The organism is Methylocystis silviterrae (genome assembly GCF_013350005.1).
In the GTDB taxonomy this organism is placed as follows: Bacteria; Pseudomonadota; Alphaproteobacteria; order Rhizobiales; family Beijerinckiaceae; genus Methylocystis; species Methylocystis silviterrae.
The window spans coordinates 163,290-183,336 of the sequence record NZ_JABVWW010000002.1 but is presented as its reverse complement, the minus strand read 5'-3'; the positions used below and the strand labels follow the sequence as shown (position 1 = coordinate 183,336).

19 protein-coding genes and 1 tRNA gene are annotated in these 20,047 nt (G+C 63.5%); 13 read left to right on the top strand and 7 right to left on the bottom strand.

What is annotated here, in order from left to right:
• Positions 1–54: 54 nt before the first annotated feature.
• From trpA to HUN39_RS02735, 3 genes are read left to right on the top strand one after another with little or no spacing between them, the layout of a single operon-like run.
• A complete protein-coding gene (gene trpA, locus HUN39_RS02745; RefSeq protein ID WP_175093134.1) occupies positions 55–921 on the top strand; it encodes a tryptophan synthase subunit alpha in 867 nt (288 codons plus the stop codon).
• Positions 918–1,784 (top strand): acetyl-CoA carboxylase, carboxyltransferase subunit beta, encoded by an 867-nt coding sequence (gene accD, locus HUN39_RS02740; protein WP_175092977.1) that lies wholly within the window; start codon positions 918–920, stop codon positions 1,782–1,784. Before trpA ends, accD begins: the two co-directional genes overlap by 4 nt.
• 20 nt (positions 1,785–1,804) lie before the next feature.
• Positions 1,805–3,121 (top strand): bifunctional folylpolyglutamate synthase/dihydrofolate synthase, encoded by a 1,317-nt coding sequence (locus HUN39_RS02735; RefSeq protein WP_175092976.1) that lies wholly within the window; start codon positions 1,805–1,807, stop codon positions 3,119–3,121.
• Positions 3,122–3,172: 51 nt separating this feature from the next.
• On the opposite strand, the gene HUN39_RS02730 is transcribed toward HUN39_RS02735, so the two are convergent.
• On the bottom strand, positions 3,173–3,856 hold the full coding sequence (locus HUN39_RS02730) for a type 1 glutamine amidotransferase domain-containing protein (RefSeq protein WP_175092975.1): 684 nt from the start codon (positions 3,854–3,856) through the stop codon (positions 3,173–3,175).
• A gap of 179 nt (positions 3,857–4,035) precedes the next feature.
• On the opposite strand from HUN39_RS02730, the gene HUN39_RS02725 reads away from it, so the two are divergent.
• From HUN39_RS02725 to HUN39_RS02705, 5 genes are read left to right on the top strand one after another with little or no spacing between them, the layout of a single operon-like run.
• Entirely contained in the window at positions 4,036–5,181 is a 1,146-nt protein-coding gene (locus HUN39_RS02725; RefSeq protein WP_175092974.1) for a (5-formylfuran-3-yl)methyl phosphate synthase, read from the top strand.
• Positions 5,168–5,806, top strand: a complete 639-nt coding sequence (locus HUN39_RS02720; protein WP_175092973.1) for an amino acid kinase family protein — start codon at positions 5,168–5,170, stop codon at positions 5,804–5,806. Before HUN39_RS02725 ends, HUN39_RS02720 begins: the two co-directional genes overlap by 14 nt.
• Positions 5,806–6,363, top strand: coding sequence for a flavoprotein (locus HUN39_RS02715; RefSeq protein WP_018409685.1), 558 nt, complete (start codon positions 5,806–5,808; stop codon positions 6,361–6,363). Before HUN39_RS02720 ends, HUN39_RS02715 begins: the two co-directional genes overlap by 1 nt.
• Before the next feature lie 12 nt (positions 6,364–6,375).
• Positions 6,376–7,797 (top strand): DUF6513 domain-containing protein, encoded by a 1,422-nt coding sequence (locus tag HUN39_RS02710; RefSeq protein ID WP_175092972.1) that lies wholly within the window; start codon positions 6,376–6,378, stop codon positions 7,795–7,797.
• Positions 7,781–8,359, top strand: coding sequence for a DUF447 domain-containing protein (locus tag HUN39_RS02705; RefSeq protein WP_175092971.1), 579 nt, complete (start codon positions 7,781–7,783; stop codon positions 8,357–8,359). The genes HUN39_RS02710 and HUN39_RS02705 overlap by 17 nt, the downstream gene beginning before the upstream one ends.
• 134 nt (positions 8,360–8,493) lie before the next feature.
• Here the strand turns inward: HUN39_RS02705 and HUN39_RS02700 are convergent, their stop codons facing one another.
• The 3 genes from HUN39_RS02700 to HUN39_RS02690 all read right to left on the bottom strand — a co-directional run bounded on the left by HUN39_RS02700 (position 8,494) and on the right by HUN39_RS02690 (position 11,147).
• Positions 8,494–9,528 carry a hydantoinase/oxoprolinase family protein gene (locus tag HUN39_RS02700; RefSeq protein ID WP_175092970.1) on the bottom strand — a complete coding sequence of 345 codons (1,035 nt, stop codon included), beginning with the start codon at positions 9,526–9,528 and terminating at the stop codon, positions 8,494–8,496.
• A 66-nt stretch (positions 9,529–9,594) separates the two neighbouring features.
• A complete protein-coding gene (gene fae / locus HUN39_RS02695; RefSeq protein WP_018406101.1) occupies positions 9,595–10,104 on the bottom strand; it encodes a formaldehyde-activating enzyme in 510 nt (169 codons plus the stop codon).
• A 152-nt stretch (positions 10,105–10,256) separates the two neighbouring features.
• Entirely contained in the window at positions 10,257–11,147 is an 891-nt protein-coding gene (locus HUN39_RS02690) for an NAD(P)-dependent methylenetetrahydromethanopterin dehydrogenase (RefSeq protein WP_175092969.1), read from the bottom strand.
• Positions 11,148–11,531: 384 nt separating this feature from the next.
• On the opposite strand from HUN39_RS02690, the gene rpmB reads away from it, so the two are divergent.
• The gene (rpmB, locus tag HUN39_RS02685) at positions 11,532–11,825 is read left to right on the top strand and encodes a 50S ribosomal protein L28 (RefSeq protein ID WP_175092968.1); all 294 of its coding nucleotides are present in this window, start codon (positions 11,532–11,534) and stop codon (positions 11,823–11,825) included.
• A gap of 254 nt (positions 11,826–12,079) precedes the next feature.
• Here the strand turns inward: rpmB and thrS are convergent, their stop codons facing one another.
• The 3 genes from thrS to HUN39_RS02670 form a co-directional block, all read right to left on the bottom strand.
• On the bottom strand, positions 12,080–14,032 hold the full coding sequence (gene thrS / locus HUN39_RS02680; protein ID WP_175092967.1) for a threonine--tRNA ligase: 1,953 nt from the start codon (positions 14,030–14,032) through the stop codon (positions 12,080–12,082).
• Positions 14,033–14,929: 897 nt separating this feature from the next.
• Positions 14,930–15,181 carry a hypothetical protein gene (locus tag HUN39_RS02675; RefSeq protein WP_175092966.1) on the bottom strand — a complete coding sequence of 84 codons (252 nt, stop codon included), beginning with the start codon at positions 15,179–15,181 and terminating at the stop codon, positions 14,930–14,932.
• A gap of 455 nt (positions 15,182–15,636) precedes the next feature.
• A tRNA-Arg gene (locus HUN39_RS02670) sits at positions 15,637–15,713 on the bottom strand.
• 161 nt (positions 15,714–15,874) lie between these two features.
• Here HUN39_RS02670 and HUN39_RS02665 point away from each other — a divergent pair.
• From HUN39_RS02665 to HUN39_RS02650, 4 genes are all read left to right on the top strand, one after another.
• Positions 15,875–16,642 (top strand): alpha/beta fold hydrolase, encoded by a 768-nt coding sequence (locus HUN39_RS02665; protein WP_175092965.1) that lies wholly within the window; start codon positions 15,875–15,877, stop codon positions 16,640–16,642.
• Positions 16,643–16,713: 71 nt separating this feature from the next.
• A complete protein-coding gene (gene cysE, locus HUN39_RS02660) occupies positions 16,714–17,553 on the top strand; it encodes a serine O-acetyltransferase (protein ID WP_175092964.1) in 840 nt (279 codons plus the stop codon).
• A gap of 15 nt (positions 17,554–17,568) precedes the next feature.
• The gene (locus HUN39_RS02655) at positions 17,569–18,165 is read left to right on the top strand and encodes a hypothetical protein (protein ID WP_232365865.1); all 597 of its coding nucleotides are present in this window, start codon (positions 17,569–17,571) and stop codon (positions 18,163–18,165) included.
• Between the two features lie 354 nt (positions 18,166–18,519).
• Positions 18,520–20,004, top strand: a complete 1,485-nt coding sequence (locus tag HUN39_RS02650) for a glycosyltransferase family 4 protein (RefSeq protein ID WP_175092962.1) — start codon at positions 18,520–18,522, stop codon at positions 20,002–20,004.
• The last annotated feature ends 43 nt before the right edge of the window (positions 20,005–20,047 follow it).

Here is a 20,047-nt window from a genome sequence, read left to right as displayed (position 1 = left end):
GGTCGAAAGGGCTTTTTGAAGATTTCACCGCCTTACGAAGGACGTCTGTCGCTTATGCCCACCCGCATCGATGATCGCTTCGCCGCCCTCAAGAAGGAAGGGCGCGCCGCCCTCGTGACCTTTGTGATGGCCGGCGACCCGGATCTCGCGACGTCGCTCGACATTTTGCGTGGCCTGCCCGGCGCCGGCGCGGACGTCATCGAGGTCGGCATGCCTTTCACCGATCCGATGGCGGATGGGCCGGCGATCCAGGCGGCGGGCCTGCGAGCGCTCAAGGCGGGAACCACGCTCAAGAAGACCTTGAAGCTCGTCGCCGACTTCCGCGCCGGAGACAACGCCACGCCGATCGTGTTGATGGGTTATTACAATCCGATCTATGTGTATGGCGTCGACGCCTTTCTACGGGACGCCCGGGCCGCCGGCGTCGATGGCCTGATCGTCGTGGACCTACCGCCCGAAGAAGACGCCGAACTCTGCGTTCCCGCCCGCAGCGCTGGGCTGAACTTCATTCGCCTGGCCACGCCGACGACCGATGACAAGCGGCTTCCCAAGGTGCTCGAAAATACAAGCGGCTTCGTCTACTATGTGTCGCTTACCGGCATCACCGGCGCGGCGCTTGCCGACTACGCCGGCGTCAGTCAGGCGGTTGCGCGCATCAAGCGGCACACGGCGCTGCCGATCGCCGTCGGATTTGGCGTCAAAAATGCGGAGAACGCCGCCGAACTCGCCCGTAACGCCGATGGCGTCGTGGTCGGCACGGCGCTGGTCCAAGCGCTTAAGGCCTCGCTCGACGCGGAAGGCCGCGCCGGACCTTCGAGCGTTGGCGCTGTGACCGGGCTCGTCGCGTCCATCGCCGAAGGCGTGCGCGACGCTCGCCCTAAGGGCGGCTTTATGAGTTGGCTGGCGAGGCTCGTGTCATGAATTGGTATTCGAACGTCGTCCCGCCGAAGATCAAGGCGCTGATCAAGCGTGAAGCGCCGGAAAATCTCTGGGTGAAATGTCCCGAGAGCGGCCAACTCGTCTTCCACAAGGACATCGAGGCCAATCTTTATGTCGTGCCCGGTTCGGGCTACCACATGCGCTGTCCGGTCGAGACTCGGCTCGCCAGTCTTTTCGACGGCGCCGAATGCGAGCTGATTCCGACGCCGGAAGCGCCCTTGGATCCGCTCAAGTTTCGCGACATCAAGCGTTACGTCGACAAGCTGAAGGAATATCGAGTCAAAACCGGCATGGCGGACGCCGTGACGATCGCCTTCGGCAATCTCGAAGGCTCGCCGGTCACCGTGGCCGTTCAGGATTTCGAATTCCTGGGCGGCTCGCTTGGCATGGCCGCCGGCGAGGCGATCATCGCCGGCTGCGAATATGCGCTCGCCAAGCGCACGCCTTTTGTGATCTTCACGGCGTCGGGCGGCGCGCGCATGCAGGAGGGCATGTTCTCGCTCATGCAGATGCCGCGCACGACCATTGCCGTGCAGCGCCTGCGCGAGGCGCGCCTGCCCTATATCGTCGTGCTGACCAATCCGACGACGGGCGGCGTCACCGCGTCCTACGCCATGCTCGGCGACGTGCAGATCGCCGAGCCCGGCGCGATCATCGGCTTCGCCGGCGCACGCGTCATTGAGCAGACGATCCGCGAGAAGCTTCCCGAAGGCTTCCAGCGCGCCGAATATCTACGCGATCACGGCATGGTCGATATGGTGGTGCCGCGTCAGGAGCTGCGCGAGACGCTGGCGCGCCTGTGCGGTCTCTTGACCAAGTCGCCGCCGCGCCGCGCCGCCGCCTGATATCGCGAGGCGCAGCCGCAATGGATCAGCATGACGCGATCCTGTCGCGACTGCTCACGCTTCATCCAAAGAAGATTGATCTGTCGCTGGGGCGCACGGAGCGGCTGCTCGCCGCGCTCGGACGACCGGAGCTCAGACTGCCGCCCGTCATTCACGTCGCCGGAACCAACGGCAAAGGCTCGACGATCGCCTTTCTGCGCGCCATGCTCGAAGCCGCCGGCAAGCGCGTGCATGTCTATACGTCCCCTCACCTCCTGCGCTTCAATGAGCGGATTCGTCTCGGCGCCGACGGCGGCGGAACGCTTGTCGACGACGAGCGTCTGAACGCGGCACTCGCACGCTGCGAACAGGCGAACGCGGGGCAGCCGATCACCTTCTTCGAGATCACGACGGCGGCGGCCTTTTTGCTCTTCGCCGAAGCGCCGGCCGACTGGCTGCTGCTCGAAACGGGCCTTGGCGGGCGCTATGACGCCACCAATGTCATCTCGCAGCCCAAATGCGCCATCATCACCTCGATCTCCCTCGACCATCTCGAATTTCTCGGCGATACGGTCGAAAAGATCGCCCATGAGAAGGCCGGAATATTTAAGAAGGGCGCGCCGGCCGTGATCGGCTTCCAGTCGGAGCCCGTGGCGAGGGCGCTGGAGCGAGAGGCGCGACGCGTCGGCGCGCCGACGATCGTCGCCGGGCGGGACTTCCATATCTGCAACGAGAACGGGCGCCTCGTTTATGAGGACGAGCGCGGTTTGCTCGATCTGCCGCTGCCGCGGCTCGCCGGACGCCACCAGCATGAAAACGCCGCCGGCGCGATCGCCGCCCTGCGCGCCGTCGCCCCGGAGCTTCCGGCCGCGGCGATTGAAGCGGGGCTGACGCGCGCCGAATGGCCGGCGCGGCTGCAAAGGCTCATACGCGGGCGCATCGTCGATCTCGCGCCGCCCGGCGCCGAGGTGTGGCTCGACGGCGGCCATAATGAGGACGGCGGCCGCGTTCTGGCCGAGGCGATGGCGGAGTTCCACGACAAGGCGCCGCGCCCGCTGGCGCTGATCTGCGGCGCGCAGACGACCAAGGACATTCGCGCGCTGCTCAAGCATTTCGTCGGACTGGCGCGCGAGGTCGTCGCGGTGCCGGTCGAGGGCGAGCATAAGAGCTGGCCGCCCGAGGAGGTCGCGAACCTCGCCAGGGCTGAGGGGATGCCCGGCGCCGCAGCAGGTGGCGTCGAGGAGGCGCTCGCGATCCTTTCGACGCGCAGCTTCGACGCGCCGCCGCGCGTGCTCATCGCCGGTTCGCTCTATCTTGCCGCCTCGGTGCTCGCCGCCAACGGCTCGGTGGTGGAATGAGCCGCGCCGCCCGTTTCGCCCGCGCCGCGACATCGCCGAGAGAGCCGGGTCTCACGCTTTTGTAAGCTCCTCCACAAGCTTGCGGGCCGCCGGACCGGAGGAAGCCGGGTTCTGGCCCGTGATCAACTGGCCGTCGCGGACGACATACGGGGCCCAGTCCGCCGCCTTCGAGAAGCGCCCGCCCTTCGCCTGGAGCTCGTCCTCGACAAGGAACGGAACGACGTGGGTGAGGCCAACCGCCTCCTCCTCGCCATTGGTGAACCCTGTCACCGTCTTGCCCGCGACCAGCGCCCGGCCGTCGGGACCTTTGACATGGCGCAGCACGCCCGGCGCGTGGCACACGAGCGCGATGGGTTTGCCGGCGCGGATGAAGGATTCGATCAGCCTGATCGAATCCGGGTCCTCGGCGAGGTCCCACATCGGCCCATGGCCGCCGGGATAGAAGACCGAGTCGAAATCGTCCTGACGGACGCTATCGAGCCGCGCCGTGTCGGCGAGGCGCGCCTTGGCCGCCTCGTCCGCTTGGAACCGGCGGGTGAGATCGGTCTGAAATTCGGGTTCATTGCTCTTTGGGTCAAACGGCGGCTGACCGCCCTTGGGCGAGGCAAGCGTGATCTCGGCTCCGGCGTCGAGAAAGACGTAATAGGGCGCAGCGAGTTCTTCCAGCCAGAAGCCCGTCTTTCGGCCTGTGTCGCCGAGCCTGTCATGCGAGGTGAGGACGATGAGAATTTTCACGGACTTCTCCTGTTTCGGGGAGCATGTTCGCATGGCAGGGGTTGCGAAAAAATGACGCGAGGGTCCGGCGGCGCCCAGCGCGAGCAGGAGGGTAGGCGCGCGAGGCCACTTGGATTCGGTAAAAATTTGCTCCACAAGCGCGCAGATGCGCGTTGCGCAATGACTGGAGCCAAGAACTCATGACCCTGATGTTGGCGAGCGTTCTCTCCCGCGAAGAGGCGGAGATTGCCCTCTCGCGCGGCGCCGATATCATCGACTGCAAGGCGCCCTCGCGCGGCGCGCTGGGCTCCCTACCCCTGGACACCGTCGCTGAGATCGTCGCCTTCGTCGACGGCCGCCGTCCGGTCAGCGCCGTCGTCGAGCTGCCGCACGACGTCGCGCATGCGCTCCGCGACTTTGAAGAGGTCGTCGCGGCAGGCGTCGATTATGTCAAATTCGCCCTGCCGGCGACGCCCGACGCCGTCGAGATCATCGAGGCGCTAGCGCCGCTGACCGCAAAAACAAGGCTCGTCGCCGTCCTCTTCGCCGATCTCGGCCCCGAATTCGACACTCTCGAGCCGCTGGCCGGCGCCGGCTTTCATGGCGCGATGCTGGATACCGCGCATAAAGGCAAAGGCCGACTGGTCGACTTTATGAGCGTCGGCGCGCTGTCCGAATTCGTCGCGCGCTGCCGTGAGCTCGGGCTCGCCTCAGGACTCGCTGGGGCATTGGAGCCTCCCGATGTGCCGCGCCTGCTCGTCACCGGAGCGGATGTTCTTGGCTTTCGCGGCGCGCTCTGCGCGCATGGCGAGCGGCGCGCCGCCATCGACGCCCGCGCCACGACGCTGATCCGCGATCTGATCCCTTCGACACGAGGCGCGCACGCCGATTTTCACGCCCACTGGTCGTTCCTCGGCCGCGGCTATATCGAGCCCGCCGGCGCGAACGACACCGATTGCGTGTTTCTCAAAGATTATGTCGCGCCCGTCGAGATCGGCGCCTACGCCCACGAACACGGCCATACGCAGCGTGTGCGGTTCAACGTGGAAGCGGACGTGACCCGCATCAACGGCTCCGACGACATGCGCTCGATCTTCTCCTATGACGTGATCATGGACGCGATCAAAATGATCCTCGCCGGCGGCCATATCGAGCTGGTCGAAACGATCGCCGAGCGCCTCGCCGAAAGCGTGCTGCTACATGAACGCGTGCGCGCCGTAACCGTCCAGGTCGAAAAGCTCGATGTCGCGCCCGGCGCCGTCGGCGTGAAAATCCGCCGCGCGCGCGCCCATGAGGAGGCGCGTCGCCTGCAGCCGGCGCCGATGCGCATCGATGCCGTCAAGTAGCGCGCCCCTCGTCGTTAAACTCGGCGGGAGCCTGCACGCTTCCCCGGAGCTCGCCGATTGGCTTGCGGCGCTGAAGCGCTACCCGCGGCCGCTGACGATCGTTCCCGGCGGCGGACCTTTCGCCGACGCCGTGCGCGCCGCGCAGCCGGCATTAGGCTACGACGATGAGACCGCGCACGCCATGGCGGTTCTGGCGATGGAGCAATATGCGTTGGCGCTCGCGAACCGTGACGACTCGCTGGAGGTCGCGGGCTCTCGTGACGCAATCGCAGCGGCGCAGGCGCGAGGACGAATCGCCCTTTGGCGGCCGAGCGCCATGGTCGCCGCCGCCGATGACATCGCGCCATCCTGGAACGTCACCTCCGACAGTCTCGCCGCCTGGCTTGCCAAAAAAATGGGCGCTTGCGCGCTGACGCTTATCAAGAGCGTCGATGTCGGCGAAGGCGCCTTACTGAGCGAGATTGTGCGCAAGGGCGTTGTCGATTCGGCGCTTCCGGATTATCTCGATGAGACGCCGCTCTTCCTCGCCGGCCCCTCGTCTCTCCCACGCGCCGCCGCGCTTCTTGCCAACGGCGTCCCGCCGGGCGCAGCCATCACAAATTTTCCAACGCGGAAGTTCGCCTGATGACCAAAAAGAAAGTAGTCACGCCGCGCTGGGGTTGGGCGCTCACCGGATCTGGGCATTTCTTCACCGAATGTCTCGAGATGATCCGCTCGCTCGATCACGTCGATCTCTTCGTCAGCAAGGCGGCGGCGGAAGTCGTGCGCATGTATAAGCACGATCTTGATCTGCCGGAGACGGTTCGCATCTTTAAGGACACCACCGCGAGCGCCGCGCCGGTCGGGAATTTCTACTACAACTTTTATCACACGCTGGTTCTCGCGCCCGCGACCTCGAACACCGTCGCGAAGTGCGTCGCCGGCATTTCCGACAACCTTGCGACAAATGTCTTCGCGCAGGCCGGCAAATGCCGCGTGCCGACGATCGTCTTCGCCTGCGACACCGCGCCCGAACTCGAGACGCGCGCGCCCAAGGGCATGGTGATGGTCTATCCACGCCGCATCGATTTGCAGAACACCGACGCGCTCAAATCCTTCGAAGCGACGCAAGTCGTCGAAAGCCTCGCGGCGCTGCAGGAGGCGGTGGAGCGCCGCCGCCGCGAAGTCGAGCCGCAACCCTAACGAAAGCTCCGCATGAGCGAGCGCCTGCTGTTCCTCACCGGCCATCTTGCACTGCCGCGGTTGGAGCGCATGGTCGCGAGCTTCGGCGAAGCGGCGCAGGAGTGGCGTATCCACGACATTGGCGTGAAGGTCGCGGCGCTCATGACCCAGGAGATCATTCATCGTCGCCTGCCGCGACCCGTGCAAGCGGACCGCGTCATATTGCCCGGGCGCTGTCGCGCCAACCTCGCTGTGCTGACGGAGGATTTCGGCGTCGCTTTTGAACGCGGGCCGGAAGAGATCGCCGATCTTCCCGCCTATCTCGGGCGCGGCGGCGCGGCGCCGGATCTCTCACGCTACGACATGCAGATTTTTGCCGAGATCGTCGACGCGTCAAAGATGAGCGTCGCGGATATTTCGCTCAAGGCGCGCGAACTCGCCGCGGGCGGCGCCGACGTCATCGATCTCGGCTGTCTGCCGGATACGCCTTTCATTCATCTCGAGGACACGATCGTGGCGCTCAAGGCCCACGGCCTGAAGGTGAGCGTCGACTCGGCCAATGTCGCCGAGCTTGAACGCGCGGCGAAGGCCGGCGTCGACCACCTCTTGAGTTTGGACGAAGCAACGCTGTCGATCCTTCCCGACAATTCGCCCGTTATTCCGATTCTGACGCCGCGGCCGCACGGCGATCTCGACTCGCTGCAGCGCGCCGCGCGCCGCGCGCGCGCGCGCGGAATCAGCGCCATTCTCGATCCGATCCTCGATCCGATTCATTTCGGCCTTGCCGCCTCGATCTCCCGCTACGTCGAACTACGGGCCCGAGAGCCTGAGGCCGAGATCATGATGGGAACGGGCAATCTCACGGAGCTTACCGACGCCGACTCCGCCGGCGTCACCGCGGCGATGCTCGGCATATGTTCCGAACTCGATATCCGGCATCTGCTGACGGTGCAGGTGTCCCCACATACGCGGCGGACGCTGCAGGAGCACGATGCAGCGAGACGCTTGATGTTTGCGGCGCGCGCCGACCGCGCGCTGCCGAAAGGCTATAGCGACGCCCTGCTGCAGATCCACGACCGCAAACCTTATGCTGCAACGCCGGAAGAGATTGCCGCGCTTGCGCGCGAACTGCGCGATGCTAACTTCCGCATAGATACGACCCAGGACGGCGTGCACATCTACGCCAAAGGATTCCACCATGTCGCGGCAGACGCGATGGCGCTCTTCCCGCATCTTGCCGTCGAACATGACGGCGCCCACGCTTTTTACCTTGGCGCGGAATTGATGAAAGCCGAGATCGCCTACAAGCTCGGCAAGCGCTATCGTCAAGACGAGCCGCTCGACTTCGGAGTCGCGTCGGACGTCAACGAAGAGGACGCGACCCGCTTCAAGGAAATGGGTCACACGATGCGCAAAGCGGGCGAAGGACCTGCGAAAGATGCCTCTGATACATGAATGCGTCGTCACGACGCTGTCGCCGGAAGGTCGACCGCACATCGCGCCGCTCGGATTGATCGAGGAACACGGCTACTGGATCGCGGCGCCGTTTCGTCCATCGTCGACTTTGTTCAATCTCACGCATAATCCGAAACTGACGGCGAGTTTCACTGACGACGCGCGCATTTTTGCCGGACTCGTCGCCGGCCAACGCAACTGGCCGCTCACCGACATTGAAGACTGGCCGGCGCCGCGCCTCTCCGCCGCGCTGGCGCATGCCGAACTCATCGTCGCGCGCGTCGAGGAGCACGAGTCGCGGCCGCGCTTCTTCTGCAGAGTGAGGCGAATTGAGTCGCATCGCGCCTTTCTCGGCATGAACCGGGCGCGCGCCGCCGTGCTGGAAGCGGCGATTCTCGCGACTCGGCTCGACATGCTTCCGCGTGAAAAAATCGAGAGCGAACTCGCCTATCTGCAGATCGCCATCGACAAAACCGCCGGCGAGGCCGAGCGCGAAGCCTGGAACATGGTGAAGGCGAAGATCGACGCGCATCAGCACGCCAAAGCAGGCGCAGCGCAGTAGAGCAGGTTCCGAAAAAGTTGACGGACTTTTTCGACGAGAACCTGCTCCACCATTCTGATTTTGAGCGATTCCTTATCGATCACATGATTCCATGTGATCGATAGGCGCTCTGGGCGACCTTGCCTTAAGGGACGCTACGACAGATCGAGCAACGCCAGCGCCGAAGCCGGCGCGCAATTCGCGGCACTTGCAGCCAAAGCCGGCGGCGCCGCGATCAGATCGGCGAAATCAATGAATGTTCGGCCTTGCGCATGAGCCAGACGCGCAGCGAGTGTGCGGCCGACGCCGGCGCCGACGATCGGCGCGTCACACGCAATCGCCTCACGCGATTCGAGCAGCGCAATCTGATCTTCGATGGCGCGCAATTGCGCGCGCGCAAGATACTGCGCGAAGGCGCGCCATTGCGCATCGCTCAATTCGGCGGCGTCGCGCCCGGCTATACGCGCCAGCCGCGCGCGCGACGCCGCAACCGTCTTCGGACGACCGTCCGCCGTCGGCGACAGGTCGGCGTCGGTTTCGCCTTCGGGGAGATCGCCGAGCACGCGCCGCACGTCGGCCATCGACGCAAAGGCCTCGTTGACGAGCGGCGTCCACCGTCCGGCGATCGGCGCGCGCGCCGCATAGGCCTGAGGCGCGCCGCGTGAAAATCCGGCATAGGCGAGTTCGCCATAAGCGAGGCGCTCGGCGTCGCTCGCCCCGCGCGCCGCGACACATCCGGCGCAAATCGGCGCAAGGTCCGTCGTCGTCGATCCAATGTCGATGAACAGCGCCTCGGCGCAATGGCGCGCGACGAATTCAGCCGAGGCGCGCCAATTGGCCGAAGCGACGGCGTCGACATGGGCGCCGATCTCGTCGCGAGTGAGGAAACCACGTTCGCCGGCGTAAAAGAGAATGTCAGGAACGCCGATCTCGCGCGCTGCGATGGCGGCCACCATAACGACGCCGCGCGAGCGACTTTCGAACGCGTCGGAGAGCTCCGCCGTCATTGTCAGGCGATGACGCTCGGCCTCGCCGAGCGCCGCGCGCGCGGCGCCTAGCGCCTGCTCCAGGCTGGCGACGCTTTCATGCGGGGCGCAGGCGATCTGAACGACCGCCGTGAGGCGCCCGTCATCCGCGCGCGCCGCCTTGACGTGGGCGCCGCCGATATCCCAGCCGATGACCGCCGCCATCCGCCTCTCCCAAAAGAAAAAGGGGAGCCGCGCGGCCCCCCTTCAATTTCGAAGATGCTGCGCGGTTCAGTTCGGCGCGAAGGGGTGCTTGGCTTCGTTGCGCTTGGCGACGACTTCCGAAGCCTTCGGCTCGCCCTTGACGGCGCGCGCGATCGCTTCCTTCGTCGCGGTATAATTATAGTCCTGGATCTTCTTGTCGTCCGAAGCGTCCCAGTGAATGAACACGCCGACCGCAATGAAGATGTCGTCGGCTTCGTCGACCGGGATCACGCCCTCGGCGACCGAATCCGCAACGGCCTTGGCGACGCCATGCTGCGCCGGGCCGAACATCTGAACGGCCTGCTTGGCGCCCTTGATCGTCACCTTGTTGAAGAGGATCGTGTTGGGCTTGCACAGAAGGTTCGGCGCGACGACGGCGAGCAGCGTCGTGAAGCCGTCCTTATTGTTGACGAGCGCGTTGGCGAAGGCGAGCTCGGCCGCCGAGCCGCGCGGACCCATGATCAGATCGATATGCGCAACTTCATTGCCGTCGCCGACCAGCGACTCGCCGACCAGCATTTTGTTGATCAAAGCCATGTTTTTCTCCCAGAATTCTGGCGCCGGATTCACGAGCGCCCTACACGAGCCGCACGCGGGGGCGCGGCGATGAGAGCCCACGCACGCGGCGCGGACTCAACCATTTTTGCGCAGCCTTGCCAAGGCGCGGGGCCTGGCAAGCGCGCGAGACGTCACACGAGTTCGCGGGCCAACGCGAAAGCGTGACGGAAGTCGAGGCAGAGCGGCTCGTCGGACGTCGCCATCTTCTTGAAGAGACCAGACTCCGTGCCGTATTTGACGTTGCCGATCGCCAGCGCGCCGATGCCCAGGGCGCCGTGAGGCGAGACCACGACGCCATTGTCATGCAGGCCGCACCCTTCGACGCCGAGAGGCGGCACGGCGTTGACGTCGGCGGCGATCAAGAGATCCTTGGCGGCGGCGAGATCGTCCTTCGACAGCACCTGGACGCCGGCGCGCGCCGCGCACAGCGCGATTTCATGCTGGCAAAGAAGCGCACGCACCTGTTCGGGCGTGGAGCCGTCGGCAGGCGCGACCTTGATGTTAAAACGCTTGCACATTTCGTCGGCGAGCTTGGCGACACGCTCGAGGCCGCTATAGCCGACGACGGTGACCTCTGCGCCTTCAAGCGCCGAGATGACGGCGGCGGAATAGCCAACAACGCCCGTCGCCCCATAGATGACGACTTTCGAGCCCTTGAGCTCGCGCTGCTTCTTCTCCCGCAGAATCTTTTCGACGCAGGCGACCATGGCGCCGGCGGTGGTGAAGGAGCCGTAGGGATCGGCGAAGAGCGACACTTCGAAGGGCTTGAGCAGCGCTTTCTTTGCCGTGTCCATCATGTCGAGCGCGAGCACGGCGTCGCGGCCGGCGAAGAAGATGCCGGTGCGCAGCGCCGCCGAAGGCGCGCGCGAAAACATCGCGTCCTGCACGAGCGCGGTGACTTCGTCCAGCGTGACATTGGTGTAGGGAATCGCCGCGTCATAGCCGGCGTCGAGGGCCATGTTCACATCGAAGGGGCTCATATGCTTCAACGTGCTGAGCATGTGCAGAATCGCTTTGGCCATTGAATCTCCCCAACCTTTCCCTCGATTTTCGCGTCTTACGCGGCCAATAGGCGACGCGCGGCTGGAGACAGTCTCCAGCCCCTCGATCTCTCAAAGATTCCCGGCAAAAGGAACGGCGCGCGGGCGCGCGCCTCGGCCTCGCCCGGAGCGATGGGAGGCTTAGAACCCAGAACGAAGCCGATGTCTAGAGGCGTGTGCGCCGCAGCGAGCGGTCGCATGGCGGCGCCTGTTGGTTGACGCCGGCCGCGCTTTGCCTCTATAAGCCCGCAAACGAGGCTCGGCGCATCGGCGTCGCGCCTCGCTGTCTTTTTCACCCTCTGCTGGCGACCGCGGGCGACTGACGCCGCGGTCGACGCGTGGAAGAATAGAACGAAAGGAACCGTTATGTCCCGCCGTTGCGAGCTGACCGGAAAGGGCGTGCAGTCCGGCAATCTCGTCAGCCATTCCAATCGGAAGACGAAGACCCGCTTTCTGCCCAATCTCGTCAATGTGACGCTCGCCTCAGAGGCGCTGGCGCGTTCGGTGCGGCTGCGCATCTCCGCGGCCGCGCTGCGGTCGGTCGAACATCGCGGCGGGCTTGACGCCTTCCTGGTGAAGGCGAAGACTGAAGAGCTGTCGCAGAACGCCCGAACGCTCAAGCGCGAAATCGAGAAGAAGCAGGCGGCCGCGAGCGCTTAAAGCTTCGCCTTCTGTTTTGACACTTGGCCCCGTCGCCTTGCGGCGGGGCTTTTGTTTTGCGGCGCCCCGAGCTCGTCACTGAAAAAGGCGGGCATCCCTTCTCCCATGGGGAGAAGGTGGCGCGCGAAGCGCGACGGATGAGGGGAAAGCGCCTGACGTGTAAGGGGAACGGCCCCTCACCCGACCCGGCTCCGCCGGACCCCCTCTCCCAATGGGAAAAGGATTGCGCTCCGGCGTCAGCCCTTGCGATAAAACTACCCCCGCAGATCCGGCGGCGTCGCTTCCTCCGCAAGCCGCTTTAACGCCTCCTCGAGCGAAAGCTGCGTCTGCGCCTGCGAGCCCAGCCGGCGCATCGAGATCGTGCGCTCGGCCGCCTCTTTCTTGCCGGCGACGAGCAGCACGGGAACCTTCGCCAGCGAATGTTCGCGCACCTTGTAGGTGATCTTCTCGTTGCGCGCGTCGACCTCGACCGCAAGCCCGAGCTTCCGCGCCGCGGCGGCGACCTCATAGGCGTAGTCGTCGGCCTCCTGCGTGATCGTGCAGATGACGATCTGCAGCGGCGACAGCCACAGCGGCAGATGTCCGGCGAAATGCTCGATCAGAATGCCGGTGAAGCGTTCGAGCGAGCCGAAGATCGCGCGATGGATCATCACCGGCGTCTTCTTCTCGCTGTCGGGGCCGATGTAATACGCGCCAAAGCGCGACGGCAGGTTGAAGTCGACCTGCGTCGTGCCGCATTGCCACTCGCGGCCGATCGCGTCGCGCAGCGTATATTCGAACTTGGGGCCGTAGAACGCGCCCTCGCCCGGATTGATGCCGGTCTTGATCCGATTGCCCGAGCGCGCTTCGATGTCACTCAAGACCCGCGTCATGATCGCCTCGGCTTCGTCCCAGGCCTCATCGGAGCCGACGCGCTTTTCGGGGCGCGTCGAAAGCTTCACGACAACCTCTTCGAAGCCGAAATCCGAATAGGTCGACAAAATGAGATCGTTGATCTTGAGGCACTCTTCGGCCATCTGCGCTTCGGTGCAGAAGACATGCGCGTCATCCTGCGTGAAGGCGCGCACGCGCAACAGGCCATGCAGCGCGCCGGACGGCTCATAGCGATGCACGACGCCGAACTCGGCCATGCGCAGCGGCAGATCGCGGTAGGACTTCAGGCCATGTTTGAAGATCTGGATATGGCCGGGACAATTCATCGGCTTGATGGCGTACAGCCGATCTTCGTCCGTCTGTTCGCGCGCGGGCGCTGAGACGAACATGTTCTCGCGAAACCACTCCCAATGGCCGGAGGTCTCCCACAGCGATTTGTCGAGAAGCAGCGGCGCGTTGACTTCCTGGTAGTCGGCCTTCAGGCGCCGGCGCATGTAGGAGATGACGTTCTGGAACAGCGCCCAGCCCTTCGGGTGCCAGAAGATCGCGCCGGGGCCTTCCTCCTGAAAATGGAACAGGTCCATCTCGCGGCCCAAGCGGCGGTGATCGCGCCGCTCGGCTTCCTCCAGCCGGTGCAGATAGGCGTCGAGCTCCTCCTGCGTCGTCCAGGCCGTGCCGTAGATGCGCGACAGCATCGGCTTCGTCGAATCGCCGCGCCAATAAGCGCCTGCGACCTTCATCAGCTTGAAGGCCGTGCCGACCTTGCCGACGGAGGGCAGGTGCGGACCGCGACAAAGGTCGAGCCATTGGCCCTGCTTATAGATCGAGAGCGGCTCATCGGACTTGATCGCGTCGATGAGTTCGCCCTTGAAAATCTCGCCTTTGGTCAGAAACCATTGCTTGGCGTCGTCGCGGCTCCAGACTTCGCGCGTGATCTTGGCGTCGCGCGCGACGATCTCGCGCATCTTCTTTTCGATCGCCGGCAGGTCTTCGAGCGTGAACGGCTCGGCGCGGAAGAAATCGTAATAGAAGCCGTTCTCGATGACGGGGCCGATCGTCACCTGCGTGCCGGGATAGAGTTCTTGCACCGCCTCCGCCAGCACATGCGCGGCGTCGTGACGGATGAGCTCCAGCGCGCGCGGATCTTCGCGCGTGACGAATTCGATTTTTGCATCGCGCGCGATCGGGCTTGCGAGGTCGACAAGCGCGCCGTCGAGCGTCATGGCGACGCTGCGCTTGGCGAGAGAGGGAGAGATGCTCTTGGCGATGTCGACGCCCGAAACGCCGGGCTCGAACTGACGGGACGCCCCGTCGGGGAATGTAACCGCTACCATGTTTGCGCTCCTGTCGCGCTCAGTCGCCGATACGAGTCGACGTAAGTCGCTTTGGATGGACGGCGACTTCATAGCGCCGGCTGCGCGCAGGCGCAATCGTCCCGAAGTCGGCAGGGCTTTAACGGAAAAGACGTGGCGCCTCCGAAAGGATTCGAACCTCTCCCGAGAGACCGGATGCTTGCCGGTAGCAAGTCAAGGTTCAGCTCACCCTTCCGGATGACCTGGCGCGAGAAGGTTTCGAAGAAATCTGCGTGACCGGTGACGGGGCCCTCAAGGCCAAGCGTTAGCGCCCGCCGCATGATCGGGCGCCAGGAGCCGTTGTTTTATTTAACCATGAACCGCGGCGGCGGAGCGCCTGCCTGCCGCCTAAAACCAACGTCCACGGCCATACCAACCGCCGCCAAGCAGGAGAACAACAATAATAATGAGGAGGAGCGTCTGGGTATCCATGATGTGCATTCCTTTTCCGTGCGATGGCGCCGGCTTTGGCTTGTCCACATAACTGCGTCGGTCCGGATGACCTCGCCGAGATCGCGCACATCATATGGGAGATATAGACAGACAAAAAAGAAGTGGGCGAATCCCTGACAACAATATGTCGCTGAATTCTTGACCAGCAACGAAAGCAAAACCTTCAGCATGCCAAGCGCGACGAAAACGCATCGCTTTGCGAGAGGTCGTCGACGACCTGAGTATTCCCGACGACAATCTGCTCAGACTCGAAGAGCCGCAAAGCGCCTGCTTGAGGGGCTAAGATTGCTGAGGTCGAGCCTGCGGACAACGAAAGATCGCTGCACGAAAACTTTTCGGCAAGCGGTGTCCGCATGCGTTTGAAGACTCGTCAGCAGCACCTGAGCGGTGCAGCTGCGCGGGTCCACGTCAGTGTGAACGGATCACTCAGGCCGGCATGACCAAGTGTATTGATTTCACTTCGCCAAACTTGGGCCATGGCACTTTAATGCCGGCTGCCTCCAGGAACATCTGCGCCACATAAAGAACGATGAACACCCCGACCAAAACGACGAGCACGTGAACAACCGTTCGAAATGGCTCCGCGAGAGGAATGACACGGAGCAAGGTCGTCGCGGCCCACCAAAAAACCCCGATGATGATGACGAGAAAGATGAGTCCTATCAATGTTTCGATCATTGTGGCGTCTCCACCAAGCCGACTTTGCCCAAATGGCGGCCGACCCTGCGGAAAATATGGACCTATCTACCGTTCAGACAAGGCCAGCGATGGCGGTGAGCCGTTGTCGAATCGATGTGGCCGGCGGCCAGACGCGCGGGAGCAATCGTTGAAATTGGCTCAGACCGGCGCCTCCTTTGCCCTCAATGCAGGCTTGGAAGGATGGCGACATGGAAGCGGAGCGTCTCGGTTACCCCGGTTTGGGGCCTCCCGCGTTTCGCTATGACCGCTCGTTTTTGTATTCCTTCCACCCTCAAAATCGTCCCGCGCAGGCTGCGGCGCGCAAATGGACGTTCGGTGGTGATTTGCGCCATCGCGAGCGCTCAGCACGTCTTTCGCCATCAACTTTTGGGCGACCCGCGCGGGGGAAGGGCTAGTAGCTCGTCAGCCTTTTTGACTTGTGAGCTTTGATAGGATGGCGCGCCCGAAAGGATTCGAACCTCTGACCCCCAGATTCGTAGTCTGGTGCTCTATCCAGCTGAGCTACGGGCGCCTGCTTCGCCATAGTCCCCGTGCGTTAAACGGGCTATGGCGACGTGTCGGCTCGTTTACCGGCAAGCGACGCGAATGGCAATAGCGCATTTACTTTCGCCGCGCGCAGCCTTGCGTCGACGGCGCAAGTATTTAGATAAAAGGCTCTAAATGGGATTTCTAATGGAAACGTTCCTGTCGGATGGCGTCGAGATAGCCTATGTGGATTTCGAGCCTTTAACGGAAGATCGCGGCGAACCGATCGTCCTCGTGCATGGCTTCGCCTCGACCCATGCCGTGAACTGGCTGTTCACGCAATGGGTCAAGACGCTGACCGAAGACGGCCGCCGCGTCATTGTCTTCGACAACCGCGGCCATGGTCGCTCCGCCAAGCTGTACGATCCGGCGCAATATAGTCTCGACCTCATGGCCGCCGACATCGTGCATCTGCTCGACCATTTGTCGATCCCGCGCGCCGACGTCATGGGCTATTCGCTCGGCGGACGCATCGGCACGGTGCTGGCGCTGGCCGCGCCCGAGCGCGTGCGCTCCTTGATCCTCGGCGGCATCGGCGAAAATCTCATCGAGAACTCCGGCCTACCGCGCGGCCTTGCCGAAGCCATGGAGATTGAGCGCATCGAGGACATCGACGATTCGACGCTCAAGATATTCCGCGGCTTCGCCGAATCCACCCGCAGCGACCTCGCCGCCCTCGCCGCCTGCGTCCGCGGCGCCCGCAAGTCCGTCGAGCCTGAGTTGCTCGCGCGCATCACCGCGCCGGTGCTGATCTGCGTCGGCACGCGCGATGACGTCGCCGGCGACCCGCTCCCGCTCGCCGAGTTCTTCCCCAACGCCCGCGTGGTCGATATTCCCGGCCGCGACCACAACCGGGCTGTCGGCGACAGGATCTACAAGCAGGCGGTGCTGGAGTTCCTGGACACGCGGCCTTAACGCTCGCGGGCGGGCGCCCGTGCTATTGTCCGAGCGCTCCGCTATATTATTGCCTGACCAAGGAGGGGCGGATGGGCGCCGAAACGCGCGAATATGGCGCGAAAATCATCGACTTCGCCCAGAACGATCCGTTGTTCGCGCGGCTGCGCGCGGAGGCGGAGGACGTGCTGCGCCGCGAGCCGGAGCTCGGCGGCTTCCTGCATCCGGCGATCCTTTCGCAGAACGGCGTCCTGGGCGTCGTCGCGCATCGCGTGGCGCAGCGCCTCGACCGGCCGGAGGCCCCCTATATCGCCATCCGCCAGGCGTTCGAAGAATGCGCCGCGCGCGAGCCTGGACTGGTCGAGGCCTTCCGCGCCGACCTGCTCGCCGTGCTCGAGCGCGACCCCGCCTGCACAAGGCTGATCGAGCCGGCGCTTTATTTCAAAGGCTTCCATGCGCTGCAGACCTACCGGCTGGCGCATTGGGCGTGGAAGAACGGCCGCAGCGACTTCGCCCTGATCCTGCAGAGCCTCTCGTCGCAGACCTTCCAGGTCGACATCCACCCCGCCGCCGTGATCGGCAAGAGCGTTTTCATCGATCACGCGACCGGCGTCGTCATCGGCGCGACCAGCGTCGTCGAAGACGAAGTGTCGATGCTGCATGGCGTGACGTTAGGGGGCACCGGCAAGGCGCGCGGCGACCGTCATCCCAAGGTCAGGCGCGGCGTGCTGATCGGCGCCGGCGCGAAAATCCTCGGCAATATCGAAATCGGCCGCTGCGCCATGATCGCCGCCGGCTCCGTGGTGCTCGACCCGGTGCCCGCCAACAAGACCGTCGCCGGCGTGCCGGCCAGAATCGTCGGCGACGCGCGCTGCGCCGAGCCGGCGCTTGCCATGGATCAGATGCTGGCCTATCTCGACGCCGGCATGTGAGGGGCGAGGTTGACCTTGAGCAGAATTCTACTGGGCTTTGCGCTCGTCGTTATCGCGGCGTCGTTGCTGTCTCCATGCGCCGCGACAGCCGCCGGTTGGCATTATTACGATCCGGAATGTCCGATCGATCTTGGCGGCAAATCGATGAAATTCGTCGCCATGCAGCCCAAGAAGAACGTCGATCGGGAATGCATCACGCTGCCGGACGTCGGCCCGAGCGTCATCGTGCTCGACGCCGCCGACACTGAATTGCGCGACATGAATTGGGACATCCGCATCCTGCGCGGCAACGGGCCGAACGGCGACGCCGACCCCGAAGCCGACATCGTCGGCCGCCTGCCGGTGCAGAAATTTCGCAACGGCATGGTGAATTTCGACCAGAATTTTAAGGAGCCCGGCGAATACGTGCTCTATGCGCGCCTGACGAGCGACGACGGCGCCAAGCGCTTTGAAGGCCGGCACCCGTTCTCGGTCGGCCTCGTCACCGACGAGGAATTCTATCTCTATATCGCCTTCGCCGTTTTCGTCGTCGTGGCCGGCGGCGTCGCCTTCACGCTGTGGCGCCAGGGCAAGCTCGGATTCAAGATTCCGGATTTTTCGAAGACGGATTGAACTTCCTGCGGAAGCTTTCAGGAAAAGCCCCCTCCCCCAACCCTCCCCCGCGCTTCGCGCAGGAGAGGGAGCAAATTGCGCGCGTCATGAAGATGCGTGGATCTTCGACTAAGCCGCGCGTCGGGACTTTTTCCCAACCGCGCCAAGAATCATCATTTTCGCCAGTCATGGATTGATTTACCGATAGCGGATCTATAGAGAGCGGCATTGTATCCGCAGGAGTTGCCCCTAAAGGACAACTAAGGTCACTACTTTAGAAAACCTACACGGCGCTGGCCAAATCGTTCCGGTCTCGACTCCGGAACGATTAGACGTCGCTTAAGTTGGCATCAAGACTGTCGCTTCAGAAGTCAGATGAACGCAGAAACGATCAATAGTTTCTCGTTCGCTTTGTCAGGTTTAACCCGGATGTTTGAGGCCAGCGTGACAGTTGCGCAACGTGATCACCGCAAAGTTGTTGGCTATTTGCGCAGTCAGATTGAAGCGGAAAGGCTCTATAAGCTCGAGGCTCAAAAAGCAGACACGACGTATGATGTCGATCCGTTTACGCGCGGCGCCTATCGTAGGATGCTGGAGCTGTACTGGACATTGTCACGAGTGCTTGCTCCGCAACGCCGCGCGGCGCCCGCGGCCCAACGTGAAGAGGAAGCCCCACGGCCGGCCCCGCAGCAACAGTTCCCGCTCATTACGATCGCGCCCGGGGACCAGCCATGCATATACGTTGATGTCACAGACACTAAATTTTTTGACAAAGTGACGGGCATTCAACGCGTTGTCAGCGAGACCGCTCATTACGTCACGGAACTGGGAAACGGCCAACCGGTCCAGATTCGCGGGGGACTTATCCTAGCCGAAATAGACGGAGTGATGGGCAGGATCGAAGCGCGCCCTGGCGATATACTCCTGTTGCTAGACGCTGGCTGGAACAATGTGGACAATTATGCGCACGCCATCAGCTCCTTCAGAGAACAAGGCGGCGCTGTCGTAGCTGGCGTTTATGATCTTTTTCCAGTCCTCTATCCGACGTTATACGGACCCGAACTCGTGATCGCCTTTGAGACCTGGCTCAGCGAAGTCGTCTCCCGGAGTGATGCGGTCGTTGCAATTTCTCGGAGTTCCGCGAAGTGCTATGCCGAGTATGCGATGATGCGATACAAATGGTGCAGGAGCCAAAAAATCGGCTGGTGGCGGCTGGGCGCCAATCTATCGGCTGAACCCTCCAGAGAACCAGCCGCGGCCGCAATCGAAATCGCGACGCAAGGCCCATTTTTTCTCTGCGTCGGCACAGTCGAGACGCGCAAAGGCTATCCGGTCGCGATCGAGGCTTTCGAACGTCTTTGGGCCGACAACATAGACGTCAACCTTGTCATTGTTGGCAGACCCGGGTGGAACGCCCGGGCGTTTGAACAGCGCTTGCGGCAGCATGAGGAAAAGGGACGGCGTCTGTTCTGGCTAGACGACGCGAGTGATGCGGATTTGCGCCACCTTTACCGCGAGACGTGCGCGGCCGTGTTCACGACCTTCGCCGAAGGCTTTGGTTTGCCCTTGGTGGAGGCCGCACAATGCGGCGCCCCCATCATCGCCAGCGACATCCCCCAATTTCGTGAACTTGGCGGCTCGGATGTGCGCTATTTCGATCTCCTCGATTCGGCGAGCCTCGCAGACGCCCTCATGCAAGCGCTCTCAGACGAGAAACGGCCGCCTCGCGTTGCGACTCTTACATGGCGAGAATCTACGATCGAATTGATCGGGCTGCTGCGCTCCGGCGCTTACCAGATGGATGTCTCTGCAATCTCGCATGACATAGCCGCAGCCGGACTGGCGGCCGCCACGAAATGAGGCGCTGACTGGGGCGGTCCATTATCCACTCACATCATCGTCA